The sequence below is a fragment of the Pseudomonas sp. NFR02 genome, assembly GCF_900119375.1.
GTDB classification, from domain to species: domain Bacteria; phylum Pseudomonadota; class Gammaproteobacteria; order Pseudomonadales; family Pseudomonadaceae; genus Aquipseudomonas; species Aquipseudomonas paracarnis.
On the sequence record NZ_FPJJ01000008.1, the window covers coordinates 118,447 to 132,624 of the forward strand.

Below are 14,178 nucleotides of genomic sequence, written 5' to 3' on the forward strand. Positions count from 1 at the left end.
TCAATGCAAGTAATGCGCGGCTGGGCGACTCGGCATGCGACCTGGATGGGCCTGATCGGGCTGCTGGGGGCAACGCAAGAGGCGCAGGCCGGTGACTACGATGGCTCTCCCCAGGTTGCCGAATTTGTCGGTGAGCTGACCCGCGACTACGGTTTTGCCGGTGAGCAACTGATGGGCGTGTTCCGCGAAGCCCAGAAAAAGCAGGCGATCCTCGACGCCATTTCCCGGCCCGCCGAACGCGTCAAGCAGTGGAAGGACTATCGCCCGATGTTCCTCACTGATGCACGCATCGCCCGCGGCGTGGATTTCTGGCGCCAGCACGAGGCGGTACTGGCCCGCGCCGAGCAAGAATACGGCGTGCCGGCGCAGGTGATCGTCTCGATCATCGGCATCGAAACCTTTTACGGGCGCAATACCGGCAGCTACCGGGTGATCGACGCCTTGTCGACCCTGGGCTTCGATTACCCGCCCCGTGCCGAATTCTTCCGCAAGGAACTGCGCGAATTCCTGTTGCTGGCCCGCGAAGAGCAGGTCGACCCGCTGAGCCTCAAGGGCTCCTACGCCGGGGCGATGGGCTTGCCGCAGTTCATGCCGAGCAGCTTTCGCGCCTACGCGGTGGATTTCGACGGTGACGGGCACATCAATATCTGGAGCAACCCCGACGATGCCATCGGCAGCGTGGCCAGCTACTTCAAGCGCCACGGCTGGGTGGGCGGCGAGCCGGTGGTTATCCGCGCCGATGTCGCGGGCGAGCACGCCGACGAGGGCCTGACCCAAGGTATCGAACCGGTCAAGACCGTCGGGGAGTTGCGAGCGCTGGGCTGGTCGAGTCAGAATGCGCCACGCGACGACATGCCGGTGACGGCATTCCGCCTGGAAGGCGCAAATGGCCCTGAATACTGGATGGGCCTGAAGAATTTCTACGCAATCACGCGTTATAACCGCAGTGTGATGTACGCCATGGCCGTGCATCAGCTGTCAGATGAGCTGGTTCAAGCACGGGGCAACAAGTAATGCGGGTATCGCCGTTCAAAAAACCGCTCAAGCTGGTGGCGTTCGCCGCGTTGTCCTTGTTGGTAGCCAGTTGCTCCACCACGCCTAACCGTGCGCCGGCCAAGAAGGCCGGCGGCGCGGTCGTGCGCGCCCAGCCGGGCCTGGACATCAACCGCGCGCACAAAGACGGCGCGCCGTGGTGGGATGTGGATGTGTCGAAAATCCCGGACGCCACGCCGACCCTGCACACCGGCCCCTACAAGGCCAACCCCTATACCGTGCTGGGCAAGAATTACTTCCCGCTGCAGGAGTCCAAGACTTACGTGCAGTCGGGCACCGCGTCCTGGTACGGCACCAAGTTCCATGGCCAGAACACCGCCAACGGCGAAGTGTATGACCTGTATGGCATGAGCGCGGCCCACAAGACCCTGCCGCTGCCCAGCTATGTTCGCGTCACCAACCTGGACAACAACCGCACGGTGATCCTGCGGGTCAATGACCGCGGGCCGTTCTATTCGGACCGGATCATCGACCTGTCCTACGCCGCCGCCAAGAAGCTTGGCTACGCCGAAACCGGCACCGCCCGGGTGAAAGTCGAAGGCATCGACCCGGCGCAGTACTGGGCCCAGCGCGGCAAGCCGGCGCCGTTGATGCTCAACGAACCGGCTACCCCGCAACCGCAAGTGACGGCCTCGACCGGCAAGATCGAGCAGTGGACGCCGCCGCCGGCGCAACATGCTCCGGATACCGTCGTCGTCCCTCACGCGGCACCGGGCGCCTCGATGGCGGGCGGGCAATACCTGCAGGTCGGCGCTTTCGCCAACCCGGATGCGGCAGAACTGTTAAGGTCCAAGCTCAGCGGCATGGTCAGTGCGCCGGTTTTCATCAGCTCCATCGTGCGTAACCAGCAAACGTTGCACCGTGTGCGCATGGGCCCGATCGGCTCGCCGAGCGAAGTGGCGCAAGTGCAGAACAGCGTACGCCTGGCCAACCTGGGGCAACCTAGCGTGGTCACCGCAGAATAAGTAAAGCATTGATGGCTCGGGGGCGTCTGCGTGCCCGAGCCCTGGTTGTTGGCTCGTTGAACAATAAAAACCCAGGGGCAAGGGGTGAGCGGGCAACCGAACACGTGACAGTCTGGAAGCGGGCTGTCTGAATAGTTTTGCCCGCGAGGGCAAGTTTCCATAAGCAATTTCGAGAGACGGATGAACATCACCACCTTAGCCAAACGCACGTGCCTGCTTATCTCGCTGATCATCACCCCGGCCGCCTGGGCGGTTGAAATGGTGCCGGCCTCCCCGCAACTGGCCGCCAAGTCGTGGGTCCTCATGGACGCCGCCAGTGGCAACGTGCTGGTCGAAAACGGCGGTGATGTACGCCTGCCGCCTGCCAGCCTGACCAAGCTGATGACTGCCTACATCGCGACCCTGGAAATCCGTCGCGGCCAGATCGGCGAAAACGACCCGGTTACCGTCAGCGAAAACGCCTGGCGTACTGGTGGTTCGCGGATGTTCATCAAGGTGGGTTCGCAAGTGACCGTGAGCGACCTGCTGCACGGCATCATCATCCAGTCCGGTAACGACGCCAGCGTCGCCCTGGCCGAGCACATCGCCGGCAGCGAAGACGCCTTCGCCGACATGATGAACAAAACCGCCGGTGAGTTGGGCATGACCAACAGCCACTTCATGAACCCGACCGGCCTGCCGAACCCGGAGCACTACTCGTCGGCTCATGACATGGCGATCCTGGCGCGCGCGATCATCCGCGTTGACCCGGTGCACTACGCGATCTACTCCCAGAAGGAATTCTTCTGGAACAACATCAAGCAGCCTAACCGCAACCTGTTGCTGTGGCGCGACAAGACCGTCGATGGCCTGAAGACCGGCCACACCGACGAAGCCGGCTACTGCATGGTGTCGTCCGCCGTACGTGATGGCCAGCGCCTGATCGCCGTAGTATTCGGCACCAACAGCGAGCAGGCCCGTGCGGCCGAGACGCAAAAACTGCTGACTTACGGCTTCCGCTTCTTCGAAACCCAGACCTTCTACCAGAAGGGTGCTGAACTGGCGACCGCGCCGGTGTGGAAGGGCTCGACTTCTCAAGTCAAGGCCGGCCTGGCCGACGACCTGACCCTGACCATGCCTAAAGGCCAGCTGAAAAAGCTCGCCGCCAGCATGACCCTGAACCCGCAATTGGTTGCGCCAATCGCCAAGGGTGATGTGATCGGTAAGGTCGAAGTGAAGCTGGACGACAAGGTGGTGCACAGCGCCGACCTGATCGCGCTGGACGCTGTCGAGGAAGGTGGTATCTTCCGCCGCGTATGGGATAGCATCCGTCTATTCTTCTACGGCTTGTTCAACTGATTGTGTGCACCTGCAAAGCCCCGCGTTGATCCAACGCGGGGCTTTGCCCGTCGCCACGGCTTAGCGCTTACGAGGCTGTTCTGCCATGACCGATAAAGACGTAGAAGTAAAGGCGCCAAAGATCGAATTTCCTGTGACGGATTATCCCGTCAAGGTGATCAGCGATACCGGTGTCGGCCGCAAGGACAAGATTCTCGAAATCGTGCGCAAGCACGCGACAATCAACGACAACCGCGTGGACGAGCGCCAAAGCTCCACCGGCAAGTACACCACGATCCAGTTGCACATCGTTGCGACCGATCAAGACCAGCTCTACAACATCAACAGCGAACTGCGAGCCACCGGCTTCGTGCATATGGTGCTGTGATGTCGCAAGTCCTGGGCTTTCGCGAGCTCGGCCGGATGGCATACGAGCCGGTCTGGCATGCCATGCAGCGCTTTACCAATGAGCGCGGCACCTCGGCCCCGGATGAAATCTGGCTGGTGGAACACCCGCCGGTCTTCACCCAGGGTCAGGCCGGCAAGGCCGAGCACTTGCTGCTGCCGGGTGATATTCCGGTGGTGCAGGTCGACCGAGGGGGACAAGTGACTTACCATGGGCCCGGTCAACTAGTGGCTTACCTGCTACTGGACGTGCGCAAGCTGGGGTTTGGCGTGCGCGACCTGGTCAGCCGCATGGAAACGTGCCTGATCGAGCTATTGGCCAGTTACGGCGTGACCGCCGTGGCCAAGCCCGATGCACCGGGTGTATACGTGGATGGCGCGAAAATCGCCTCCCTGGGGCTGCGCATTCGCCACGGTTGTTCCTTTCATGGCCTGGCCTTGAATGTGGACATGGACCTGGCGCCGTTCCGGCGCATCAACCCGTGCGGTTACGCCGGGCTTGCGATGACCCAGTTGAGTGAGCATGCAACATCCATAGAATTTGCCGAGGTAAGTGCCCGGCTGCGCGCGCAGCTCGTCAAACACCTCGACTATGCAGAGCAGATGACCCTGACGGGCGGAATCGATTGATATGACTACTGATGTTGTGCAAACCATGATCCCGGCGCTGGACATCACTGAGCGTCCAGCCCCGGCCCCGCGTGCCAAGGTGGAAGCCGGCGTCAAGCTGCGCGGCGCCGAGAAGGTTGCACGCATCCCGGTCAAGATCATCCCGACCACCGAACTGCCGAAGAAACCTGACTGGATTCGCGTGCGCATCCCGGTTTCGCCGGAAGTCGACCGTATCAAGTCGCTGCTGCGCAAACACAAGTTGCACAGCGTATGCGAAGAAGCCTCCTGCCCGAACCTGGGCGAGTGCTTCTCTGGCGGCACCGCCACGTTCATGATCATGGGTGACATCTGCACCCGTCGTTGCCCGTTCTGCGACGTCGGCCACGGCCGTCCGAAGCCGTTGGACGTCAACGAGCCAGAAAGCCTGGCCATCGCCATCGCCGACCTGAAGCTCAAGTATGTGGTGATCACCTCGGTAGACCGCGACGACCTGCGTGACGGTGGTGCCCAGCATTTTGCCGACTGCATCCGCGAGATCCGCAAGCTGTCGCCGAACGTGATGCTCGAAACCCTGGTGCCGGACTACCGTGGCCGGATGGACGTCGCCCTGGACATCACCGCTGCCGAGCCGCCGGATGTGTTCAACCACAACCTGGAAACCGTGCCGCGCCTGTACAAGGCTGCACGCCCGGGTTCGGACTACCAGTGGTCGCTGACCCTGCTGCAGAAATTCAAGCAGATGATGCCGCACATCCCGACCAAGTCCGGCTTGATGCTGGGCCTGGGTGAAACCGACGAAGAAGTCATCGAAGTCATGAAGCGCATGCGCGAACACGACATCGACATGCTGACCCTGGGCCAGTACCTGCAACCGTCCCGCAGCCACTTGCCGGTGCAGCGCTTCGTGCACCCGGACACCTTCGCCTGGTTCGCCGAGGAAGGTTACAAGATGGGCTTCAAGAACGTGGCCTCGGGCCCGTTGGTGCGGTCTTCGTACCACGCCGACGAGCAGGCCAAGCTGGTCAAGGCGAGCCTGGTTTCGTAAGCCGCCCCCAGAATCAATGTGAAATGCTGGCTTGTGTGGGAGCTGGCTTGCCTGCGATAGCATCACCTCGGTGTCACTGACACACCGAGGCGCTTGCATCGCAGGCAAGCCAGCTCCCACATTTCGTTCTGCGTCATATAGGGAGAACCATGGATGACCGCCGCCGTACCTGCACTGCGCCCCGAAGGCACCTTCGGCCTGATCGCCCCCGCCGGCCCCGCCGCGCTGGATGTTGAAAAAGCCGGGCAATGGATGCGTGCCCGTGGCTACCAATTGCACATTTTCCCCGGGGTGTACGAGCACGACGGCTACCTGGCCGGCAGCGATGAAGTGCGCGTGCGTGATTTGCATGCCGCCTTCGCCAACCCCGATATCGATGCCATCCTTTGCCTGCGTGGCGGTTACGGCACGCCCCGTTTGCTCGACGCCCTGGACTTCGACGTGCTGCGCGCCAACCCGAAGCCGTTCGTGGGCTACAGCGATATCACCGCCTTGCATCTGGCCATCAACCGCTATGCGGGCTTTGTGACGTTCCATGGCCCGATGCTCAACGCCGACCTGCTCGGCGGCAAACAGCCACCCACCGAATCCTCCTTGTTCAGCCTGCTGCGTGGCCAGCGGGGCGCCGGCAGTGTGCTGCCGCACCCGATGGCCTACCCGTTGACCACAATCGAGCCAGGTGTGGCTTGTGGGCGCTTGCTGGGCGGTAACTTGTCGATGATCGCCGCAGTCATGGGCACGCCATACGAAATAGACGCTGACGGCATCATCCTGTTTATCGAAGACGTCAACGAACCGCTCTATCGCATTGACCGTCTGCTGACCCACCTGCGCCTGGCTGGCAAGCTGGCCCAGGTCGCCGGTGTGCTGGTAGGGGATGTGGCTGGTGTGGATAGCGGGGCGTTGGCACGTCTGCTGAAGCAGTCCTTTGAGCCGCTGTGCATTCCAGTGCTGGCAGGCTGGCGCAGTGGGCATTGCGACCCCAACCTGACATTGCCGATGGGCGCCTTGGTGCGCCTGGATGCGGGGGAGCAGCGTGTGGTGTTGGAGCAGGATGTAGTGTTCAAGGCCTGATCGTTCCCACGCTCTGCGTGGGAATTCCTTCAGTGACGCTCTGCGTCACCCTCTTCAGCCGCGGACGCGGAGCGTCCAAGGCAGCGCTCCCACGCAGAGCGTGGGAGCGATCACTTCAGCGGTTCTGCAGCGACTCCAGCAACTTCACCGTCGGATACCCATCCGCCGGCCAGCCCAGTGCCTGCTGCGCAGCCCGAATCGCCTTGCGCGTGTTGGCGCCAATAATCCCGTCGGCATTACCCGCGTCATAGCCTTTGGCGCTGAGCGCCGTCTGCAGGTCTATGCGTTGCGATCGGCTCAGTGGCAGCTCATCTTTTGGCCAACTGCCCCGAATCACACCGCCACCGCCAAACCGCTCCGACAGCAAGCCAACCGCCAGTGCATAGGACGACGAATTGTTGTACTTGAGGATCGCGCGGAAGTTATCCAGCACCAGGAACGCCGGGCCACGGTAGCCGGCCGGCAGCAGCAGGGCGGCGGACAGCTGGTCGACATTGGCCGGCAGGCTCACGCCAGGCGGCAGTTGGATGCCCAGTTGCAGCCATTGCGCCACGGTCTTGCGCATGCCGCCATCGGCCAGGCTGTAGTCGAAGCCCGACGGCAGCGGCTGTACTTCAACGCCCCACGGCTGGCCTTTCTGCCAACCGGAGCTTTGCAGGTAATGCGCGGTGGAGGCGAGGGCGTCGGACGGGCTGTTCCAGATATCGCGGCGACCGTCACCGTCGAAGTCCACGGCATGGGTGTTGTAGGTGGTCGGGATGAACTGGGTCTGGCCCATCGCCCCGGCCCAGGAACCTTTCATCTGGTCGGCCTGAATATCGCCATGCTGGATGATCTGCAGCGCGGCCAGCAACTGCGCTTGCGCAAAGGCCGGACGACGTCCTTCATAGGCGAGGGTGGCCAAGGAGCGGATCACCGAGTTATTGCCCTGGAAAGCGCCGAAGTTGCTCTCCATGCCCCACACCGAGACCAGCGCCTGGCGGTCGACGCCATAGCGTTGCTCGATGCTTTGCAGAATATCGGCGTACTTGACCAGCAGTGCCTGGCCATTGCGCACGCGCACCGGCGACAGTGCTCCGTCGAGGTACTCCCACACCGGGCGGGAAAATTCCGGTTGGCTGCGGTCGGCGCGAATCACCGCCATATCAGGTGTGACGCCGGCAAAAGCGTTATCGAACACGGCCGCAGTGATCCCGGCCTGCAGCGCTTGCGCACGGAAGCCAGCTTGCCATTCGGCAAAGGTCTGGGTCGGCTGGATATCGAGATTGTCCACCGCCAACGGGGCCACCACGGCAGGCGCGATAGCCGGGGCCGTCTGGAGCTTGGGCAGGGGTTGAGCGTCCGCAGCGGTAGGTTTTTCGGCGCAGGCGACAAGCAGAATGAGGCTGGAGGCAGCGATCAATTGGCGCAGGTGCCAATGACGAGAAAGACGAGAGGGCATGCACAGGTCCAGGGGTTACAAATCAGGTACAGACCTTATCATGCCAGAGGGGCGCTTGCCTTCAGGCAGCCAGAAAGTAAGAAGCCTCCCAGCTATTAGACTGGAAGGCTTCGCGGCGGTAGCTGCCTTTGCCTTTGCCGGCGCGTTCCTGGCGGCTGCGGAACAAGGGCTGGGCGATGATGGATTTGGCCTTGTTGGGGCCATGCTTGGATGGCTTTTTGCTCATGGTGGATTCTCTCGCTTGAGGGTGGAATGCAGCGGTGCAAATCATCTGCCGAAGTGGGCCGGCTGTAAAGCCCGTCGATAGGTGGGAAATGTCGCAAATAGGCAGTGGGCAGAGTCAATGTGGGAGCAGGCAAGCCAGCTCCCACAGGGTTTTGTGCCGTTGTACAGAGGTGGTTATTCGGCAGGCAACGCCAGGCGCTGGCCAGCCATCAACAGCGACAAACGGCTCAGGCTCATCCACGGTGAGCCGGCAGCCTGGCCTTTGATCTGTGCGTCGATGCGCTGCGCTTCCAGTAACAGTTGCGCCCAGCGTTGCGCCGAGTGCCGTTGCAGGGCTTTGCTCATCAGGGGTTTGCGTTTGTCCCACACCGGCGGCCTGGCCTGGCTGAAGCATTTGTCCAGCGGTGTGCCTTGGCTGTATTGCAGGGCAATGTTCGCCAACACCCGCAGCTCCCGAGCCAGTGCCCACAGAATCACCGGCGGTTCCACTCCCTCGCCACGCAGGCCTTCGAGCATGCGCAGGGCGTGGGCGGGCTCGCCGTTGAGGATGGCGTCCACCAGGCCGAACACATCAAAGCGTGCGCTATCGGCCACTGCGCCTTGCACGGTTTCGACGGTGATCTGCCCGTCTTCAGCCATCAACTTGAGCTTTTCGATCTCCTGGGCGGCGGCAAGCAGGTTGCCCTCGACCCGAGCGGCGATCAGTTCCACGGCATCCTGTGTCGCCGCCAGCCCTGATTGCGACAGGCGCTGACGAATCCACTGCGGCAACTGGTTGCTGTCCACCGGCCAGATCTGGATGAACTGAGTCTGTGGACCTTCAACCAGGGCCTTGCCCCACTTGGTTTTCTGCGCGCTGCCGTCAAGCTTGGGCAGGCTGACCAGCAGCACGGTGTCTTCGGCGGGGCGCGAGCAGTATTCCATCAGGGCCGCCGCGCCTTTATCGCCCGGCTTGCCCGAGGGCAGGCGCAGTTCCAGCAGGCGTTTTTCGGCAAACAGCGACATGCTCGCGCCAGCTTGCAGCAGCGTGCCCCAGTCGAAACTGGCGTCAGCACTGAACACCTGGCGTTCATCGAAACCTTGCTGGCGTGCGGCGGTGCGGATAGCGTCGGCCGCTTCCTGGCACAGTAGCGGGTCGTCGCCGCTGACGATGTACACAGGCGCAAGGCCACCTTGCAGGTGTTTGGCGAGTTGGGCGGGGGCAAGTTTCATAGGCAGGGCGAACGGGGCGCCAGGGGCGCCCCGTCTGGCTTACTCGACAGGGACTTCAACAGGCGACTGTTTCGGCGTGTTGTCTTCATATTCCTGCGCGGCTTTCAGGGCGTCGGCATCAGCCTTGGCCTTGTTGTCGGCCACTTGCTGCAGCTCAGCCAGTTTTTCCGGAGTGAGCATTTGCAGGCGAGTCATCATGCGCTGGATCAGCTCACGACGCATTTCCTTGCGCACCTGGATGGTCTCGGAGTCCGAACCCACCAAGTTGTTGCCATCGTGGCTCACCACTTTCTGCACCTGGATCTTGTCACCCATCAACGGCAACTGATCACGGCCTTGTATTTCGAACATCAGCGCAGTGTTCAACTCGACGTCGGACGCACGGCCAGCACTCGCGTAGCTGATATTGCGCTGGGTTTCTCGCTCATCCGTCAGGATCAGTTTGTAGGTGGCGCCGTTGTACACGTGCACACCGCTGTTTTCCAGGGTCTGGCGCAGCTGGGTGACGGTTTCGCCGTAGGCGTTGCGGGCGCTGACGTCGAGTTCCTTGAGCGACAGCTCATTGGTGCCGGTACCGCGCAGCTGGAAGCCGCAAGCGCTCAACAGCACGGCAAGGCCCATAACCAGCAGATTGCGTTTGATCATTTTGTTGCTCCCCTTGAAACCAGGTGGGCCTTCTCGGGCCCTAAAGGTTTAGTTCGGCGTGGGGCCCAAGCCCCGCGCCTGATCCGATTTAGCTGGCGACGATATTGACCAGTTTGCCAGGCACCACGATCACCTTGCGGATGGTCAGGCCTTCGGTAAAGCGCAGCACGTTCTCATTGATACGTGCAGCTGCTTCAACCTCTTCACGGCTGGCGCTGGCCGGCATGTCGATCTGGCCACGCAGTTTACCGTTAACCTGGATGACCAGTTGCAGCGTGTCCTGTACCAGGGCGCTGTCATCCTGCACCGGCCAGGCGGCATCGATGACGGCACCGCTGTGGCCCAGACGGCTCCACAGTTCATGGCTGATGTGCGGCGTGATCGGCGCGAGCAACAGGGTAACTGTTTCCAGGCCTTCCTGGATCAGCGCACGATCTTGTTCGGTCGCCTGCGAGGCTTTTTCCAGCACGTTCATCAGCGTCATCACCTGGGCGATGGCGGTGTTGAACTTGTGGTTCTGCCCGACGTCCTGGCTGGCCTGGCGGATAGCCAGGTGGATGCTGCGGCGCACGGCTTTCTGCTCGTCGTTCAAGGCGCCGATGTCCAGCTTGCCCGGCAGGCCCTGGCTGACATGGGCGTGGGCCAGGCGCCAGACGCGCTTGAGGAAACGGTGCGAGCCTTCGACACCCGAGTCGGACCATTCGGCGCTCATGTCAGGCGGCGAGGCGAACATCATGAACAGGCGGCAGGTGTCGGCGCCGAACTGATCGATCATCGACTGTGGGTCGACGCCGTTGTTCTTGGACTTGGCCATCTTCTCGGTGCCACCGATTTCCACCGGCAGGCCGTCGGCCTTCAATTTGGCGCTGATGACCTTGGCCTTGCTGTCACGCTCAAGCTCGACATCCGCCGGGTTGAACCAGGTGTAGGCGCCATTGGCTTCGCGACGATAGTAAGTGTCGGCGATCACCATGCCCTGGGTCAGCAGGTTCTTGAACGGCTCATCGGAGCTCACCAGGCCTTCGTCACGCATCAGCTTATGGAAGAAGCGCGCATACAGCAGGTGGAGGATGGCGTGTTCGATGCCACCGATGTACTGATCCACCGGCAACCAATGGTCGGCTGCGGATTTCTCCACCAGGCCGCCTTCATAGTGCGGCGAGGCATAACGAGCGTAGTACCACGAGGACTCGACGAAGGTGTCCATGGTGTCGGTTTCACGCTTGGCCGGTGCGCCGCACTTAGGGCAGCTGCACTCGTAGAACTCAGGCATGCGTGCCAACGGCGAGCCAGCGCCATCCGGCACCACGTCTTCTGGCAACACGACCGGCAGTTGGTCTTCCGGTACCGGCACGTCGCCGCAGGTTTGGCAGTGGATGATCGGGATCGGGCAGCCCCAGTAGCGCTGGCGGCTGATGCCCCAGTCGCGCAGGCGGAACTGGGTGCGCGAGGCACCGAGGTTTTTCTGGATCAGGGCAACTTCCATGGCATCGAAGGCGCCCTGGAAGTCCAGGCCGTCGAATTCGCCGGAGTTGATCAGCGTGCCGTGCTCGCCGTAGGCGTCTTGCCACGGAGCGGGGTTGGTGTCGCCCGAGCTGGTGCGCACGACCGACTTGATCGGCAGGCTGTACTTGGTAGCGAATTCGAAATCGCGCTCGTCGTGGGCCGGCACGGCCATGACGGCGCCATCGCCGTAGTGCATCAATACGTAGTTGGCGACCCAAACCGGCAGTTTCTCGCCGGTCAGCGGGTGCTCGACGAACAGGCCGGTTGGCAGGCCTTTTTTCTCCTGGGTGGCGACGTCGGCTTCGGCCACGCTGCCGCCTTTGCATTCAGCGATGAACGCCTGCAGCTCAGGGTTGTTCTGTGCGGCCTGGGTGGCCAGCGGGTGTTCGGCGGCCACGGCGACGTAGGTCGCGCCCATCAGGGTGTCTGGGCGGGTGGTGAAGACCTTGAGTGCGCCCGCTTCGCCGATGGAGTCGACGTTGTATGGGAACTGCACTTCCATGCCCTTGGATTTGCCGATCCAGTTGCGCTGCATGGTCTTGACCTGTTCAGGCCAGCCCGGCAGATCGTCGAGGCTCGACAACAGTTCATCCGCGTAGGCGGTGATCTTGAAGTAGTACATCGGGATTTCGCGCTTTTCGATCAGCGCGCCGGAACGCCAGCCGCGACCGTCGATAACCTGTTCGTTGGCCAGTACGGTCTGGTCGATCGGGTCCCAGTTCACGGTGCCGCTTTTTTTGTAGATCACACCTTTTTCGAACAGGCGCGTGAACAGCCATTGTTCCCAGCGGTAGTAATCCGGCTTGCAGGTGGTGACCTCGCGGGACCAGTCCACCGCCAGGCCCAGGCTGCGCAGCTGGGTCTTCATGTAGGCGATGTTTTCGTAGGTCCACTTGGCGGGCGCCACGTTGTTTTTCATCGCGGCGTTTTCTGCCGGCATGCCGAAGGCGTCCCAACCCATAGGTTGCAACACGTTCTTGCCGAGCATGCGCTGGTAGCGCGAAATCACGTCGCCGATGGTGTAGTTGCGCACGTGCCCCATGTGTAGCTTGCCGCTGGGGTAAGGGAACATCGATAGGCAGTAGTAAGTCTCCTTGCCTGGCTGTTCACTGACTTCAAAGGACTTTTGCTCGTCCCAGAAGGTTTGGGCGGCATTTTCTATTTCACGGGGCTGATATTGTTCGTGCATGGCTACTTTTGAACTGGATAGGGGTGGCCTAATCCTCTTCGGTGCACTGTCCGGGTTGTTCGACACCAAGAAGCGGCGCGTCCGTGCCCAAACCCTGCGGGAAGTGGAGTTACAGGAAGCGCCGTAGCATACATGACCCCACTCTATCGAGGGAAACCCTGATTGCGCGGCAAGGGCCGTCTGTCGCGGCACCGGGCAGGCGCAGCCACGGGGGCTACGCTGTTTAGTGGGGAGCAAGTATTTCTTCAATGAGGTGAGGGGATGGTTGAATCGCAGCGAACTTTAACGAAACCGCAGTTGTATGAAGGATTGATCGACCGTTTGGGTCGGGCATTGGATGCCGCAAGAACCGCAGGCCGATTGCGTGATGAGCGGCCTCTGGAGCTGGAGTTGCGAGGCTTGAGCCAGGCGGAACTTGAATTGATCAAGAACTACCTGGCGTTGAATCACGACCGCGCCTCCCATGGGCAGGCTTCCCCGCCCGCTCATTCGGCCAAGGTCATCTGGCTCAAAGACGTGGCGACCGGCCGTGGGCCAGAGAACTTCCGGTCCGTGCGGTGCAAGTGAGCCACGCGTTATCCGTTAGCGTTATCAAAATGTTGTCGGTAAGGATTGTTGCAAAACCCCGATGCATCTAGGCTGCGGGCATCTTTGGAGATGCCCGATGCCTTTTCGTTATTTCATTAAACAACTGTTGTTGCCGCCCGGTATTTTTCTGCTGTTGCTGGCGTGTGCCTGGTGGTTTCGCCGCAGCCGTCCGCGCCTGGCGGGCTTGTGCTTTGCCCTCGGGCTGGGCGGGATGTGGTTGATCAGCCTGCCAGTGATGGTGCAGTGGGGCGCCCGTGTCCTGGAGACAGAACCACCTTTGGCCCGGGAAGACTGGGCCACCTTGGCCCAGCGTGCCGACGCGATTGTGGTGCTGGGCTCGGGGCGCGAGCGCGGTGACGTTGCCTGGGGCAGCGACCAGCCCACCGGTATTGGCCTGGAGCGTGAGCGTTTTGCCGCGCGGCTGGCCAAGGCATCCGGTTTGCCAGTGCTGACCAGCGGTGGCTTGCACTACGGCACGCCGCCCAGTGAGGCCGAGCTGATGGCCGTGTCGATGCAGGATGACTTCGGTGTCACCGTACGCTGGAAAGAAGAGCGAAGCCGTACTACCTGGGAAAACGCCCAGATGAGCGCCGAGATACTCTTGCCTCAAGGCATCAAGCGTGTGGTAGTGGTGACCCAGGCCTGGCACATGCCGCGTTCGGTGTGGAGTTTTGAAAAGGCCGGCTTCACCGTGGTGCCGGGGCCGGTGGGCTTTTTGGGTGTGGACCATGGCCGACCGCTGGGTGGCTGGATGCCGGAGGTCAAGGCGGTGTGGCAAAGCGGGCAGTTGATCAATGAAGCGGTGGGGCAGGTGGGGTATCGGTTGTTTTACCGGTAGGCGCAACACAGGAGATCAAAATGTGGGAGCTGGCTTGCCTGCGATGGCGGTGGGTCAGTGAGC

14 protein-coding genes are annotated in these 14,178 nt (G+C 61.8%); 9 read left to right on the forward strand and 5 right to left on the reverse strand.

All coding sequences use genetic code 11. From position 1 onward, the window contains the following. Nucleotides 1-3: 3 nt before the first annotated feature. The 7 genes from mltB (at nucleotide 4) to BT199_RS22390 (ending at nucleotide 6,471) form a co-directional block, all read left to right on the forward strand. Nucleotides 4-1,014, forward strand: a complete 1,011-nt coding sequence (gene mltB / locus BT199_RS22360) for a lytic murein transglycosylase B (RefSeq protein WP_020301955.1) — start codon at nucleotides 4-6, stop codon at nucleotides 1,012-1,014. Beyond that, complete coding sequence (locus BT199_RS22365) at nucleotides 1,014-2,018, forward strand: septal ring lytic transglycosylase RlpA family protein (RefSeq protein ID WP_014720084.1); 1,005 nt, start codon at nucleotides 1,014-1,016, stop codon at nucleotides 2,016-2,018. Before mltB ends, BT199_RS22365 begins: the two co-directional genes overlap by 1 nt. 180 nt (nucleotides 2,019-2,198) lie before the next feature. Next, on the forward strand, nucleotides 2,199-3,356 hold the full coding sequence (locus tag BT199_RS22370) for a D-alanyl-D-alanine carboxypeptidase family protein (protein ID WP_014720083.1): 1,158 nt from the start codon (nucleotides 2,199-2,201) through the stop codon (nucleotides 3,354-3,356). An 85-nt stretch (nucleotides 3,357-3,441) separates the two neighbouring features. After that, nucleotides 3,442-3,723, forward strand: a complete 282-nt coding sequence (locus BT199_RS22375; protein ID WP_005791752.1) for a DUF493 domain-containing protein — start codon at nucleotides 3,442-3,444, stop codon at nucleotides 3,721-3,723. Then, nucleotides 3,723-4,370: a lipoyl(octanoyl) transferase LipB gene (gene lipB / locus BT199_RS22380; RefSeq protein ID WP_072435473.1), complete on the forward strand. Its 648-nt coding sequence runs from the start codon at nucleotides 3,723-3,725 to the stop codon at nucleotides 4,368-4,370. The genes BT199_RS22375 and lipB overlap by 1 nt, the downstream gene beginning before the upstream one ends. A gap of 25 nt (nucleotides 4,371-4,395) precedes the next feature. Continuing rightward, nucleotides 4,396-5,397, forward strand: a complete 1,002-nt coding sequence (gene lipA, locus BT199_RS22385; protein ID WP_175556221.1) for a lipoyl synthase — start codon at nucleotides 4,396-4,398, stop codon at nucleotides 5,395-5,397. Between the two features lie 153 nt (nucleotides 5,398-5,550). Then, the gene (locus BT199_RS22390) at nucleotides 5,551-6,471 is read left to right on the forward strand and encodes a S66 peptidase family protein (protein WP_072435475.1); all 921 of its coding nucleotides are present in this window, start codon (nucleotides 5,551-5,553) and stop codon (nucleotides 6,469-6,471) included. 115 nt (nucleotides 6,472-6,586) lie between these two features. Here BT199_RS22390 and BT199_RS22395 read toward each other — a convergent pair whose 3' ends face one another. From BT199_RS22395 to leuS, 5 genes are all read right to left on the reverse strand, one after another. Continuing rightward, nucleotides 6,587-7,912: a lytic murein transglycosylase gene (locus BT199_RS22395; protein ID WP_014720079.1), complete on the reverse strand. Its 1,326-nt coding sequence runs from the start codon at nucleotides 7,910-7,912 to the stop codon at nucleotides 6,587-6,589. Nucleotides 7,913-7,973: 61 nt separating this feature from the next. Then, nucleotides 7,974-8,138: an alternative ribosome rescue factor ArfA gene (gene arfA / locus BT199_RS22400; protein ID WP_003176285.1), complete on the reverse strand. Its 165-nt coding sequence runs from the start codon at nucleotides 8,136-8,138 to the stop codon at nucleotides 7,974-7,976. A 173-nt stretch (nucleotides 8,139-8,311) separates the two neighbouring features. After that, a complete protein-coding gene (holA, locus tag BT199_RS27315; RefSeq protein WP_003194456.1) occupies nucleotides 8,312-9,349 on the reverse strand; it encodes a DNA polymerase III subunit delta in 1,038 nt (345 codons plus the stop codon). Nucleotides 9,350-9,388: 39 nt separating this feature from the next. Next, nucleotides 9,389-9,994, reverse strand: a complete 606-nt coding sequence (lptE, locus tag BT199_RS22415) for an LPS-assembly lipoprotein LptE (RefSeq protein ID WP_014720078.1) — start codon at nucleotides 9,992-9,994, stop codon at nucleotides 9,389-9,391. 88 nt (nucleotides 9,995-10,082) lie between these two features. Next, nucleotides 10,083-12,689 carry a leucine--tRNA ligase gene (gene leuS / locus BT199_RS22420; protein WP_032904148.1) on the reverse strand — a complete coding sequence of 869 codons (2,607 nt, stop codon included), beginning with the start codon at nucleotides 12,687-12,689 and terminating at the stop codon, nucleotides 10,083-10,085. Between the two features lie 261 nt (nucleotides 12,690-12,950). On the opposite strand from leuS, the gene BT199_RS22425 reads away from it, so the two are divergent. Beyond that, complete coding sequence (locus BT199_RS22425) at nucleotides 12,951-13,256, forward strand: hypothetical protein (RefSeq protein ID WP_072435477.1); 306 nt, start codon at nucleotides 12,951-12,953, stop codon at nucleotides 13,254-13,256. A 97-nt stretch (nucleotides 13,257-13,353) separates the two neighbouring features. Then, nucleotides 13,354-14,115: a YdcF family protein gene (locus tag BT199_RS22430; RefSeq protein WP_014720075.1), complete on the forward strand. Its 762-nt coding sequence runs from the start codon at nucleotides 13,354-13,356 to the stop codon at nucleotides 14,113-14,115. Nucleotides 14,116-14,178 lie beyond the last annotated feature (63 nt).

Excerpts from the sequence above, each read along its gene's own strand:
- mltB (WP_020301955.1), top strand. The coding sequence starts at position 4 with ATGCAAGTAATGCGCGGCTGGGCGACTCGGCATGCGACCTGGATGGGC.
- BT199_RS22365 (WP_014720084.1), top strand. The coding sequence starts at position 1,014 with ATGCGGGTATCGCCGTTCAAAAAACCGCTCAAGCTGGTGGCGTTCGCC.
- BT199_RS22370 (WP_014720083.1), top strand. The coding sequence starts at position 2,199 with ATGAACATCACCACCTTAGCCAAACGCACGTGCCTGCTTATCTCGCTG.
- BT199_RS22375 (WP_005791752.1), top strand. The coding sequence starts at position 3,442 with ATGACCGATAAAGACGTAGAAGTAAAGGCGCCAAAGATCGAATTTCCT.
- lipB (WP_072435473.1), top strand. The coding sequence starts at position 3,723 with ATGTCGCAAGTCCTGGGCTTTCGCGAGCTCGGCCGGATGGCATACGAG.
- lipA (WP_175556221.1), top strand. The coding sequence starts at position 4,396 with ATGATCCCGGCGCTGGACATCACTGAGCGTCCAGCCCCGGCCCCGCGT.
- BT199_RS22390 (WP_072435475.1), top strand. The coding sequence starts at position 5,551 with ATGACCGCCGCCGTACCTGCACTGCGCCCCGAAGGCACCTTCGGCCTG.
- BT199_RS22395 (WP_014720079.1), bottom strand. The coding sequence starts at position 7,912 with ATGCCCTCTCGTCTTTCTCGTCATTGGCACCTGCGCCAATTGATCGCT.
- arfA (WP_003176285.1), bottom strand. The coding sequence starts at position 8,138 with ATGAGCAAAAAGCCATCCAAGCATGGCCCCAACAAGGCCAAATCCATC.
- holA (WP_003194456.1), bottom strand. The coding sequence starts at position 9,349 with ATGAAACTTGCCCCCGCCCAACTCGCCAAACACCTGCAAGGTGGCCTT.
- lptE (WP_014720078.1), bottom strand. The coding sequence starts at position 9,994 with ATGATCAAACGCAATCTGCTGGTTATGGGCCTTGCCGTGCTGTTGAGC.
- leuS (WP_032904148.1), bottom strand. The coding sequence starts at position 12,689 with ATGCACGAACAATATCAGCCCCGTGAAATAGAAAATGCCGCCCAAACC.
- BT199_RS22425 (WP_072435477.1), top strand. The coding sequence starts at position 12,951 with ATGGTTGAATCGCAGCGAACTTTAACGAAACCGCAGTTGTATGAAGGA.
- BT199_RS22430 (WP_014720075.1), top strand. The coding sequence starts at position 13,354 with ATGCCTTTTCGTTATTTCATTAAACAACTGTTGTTGCCGCCCGGTATT.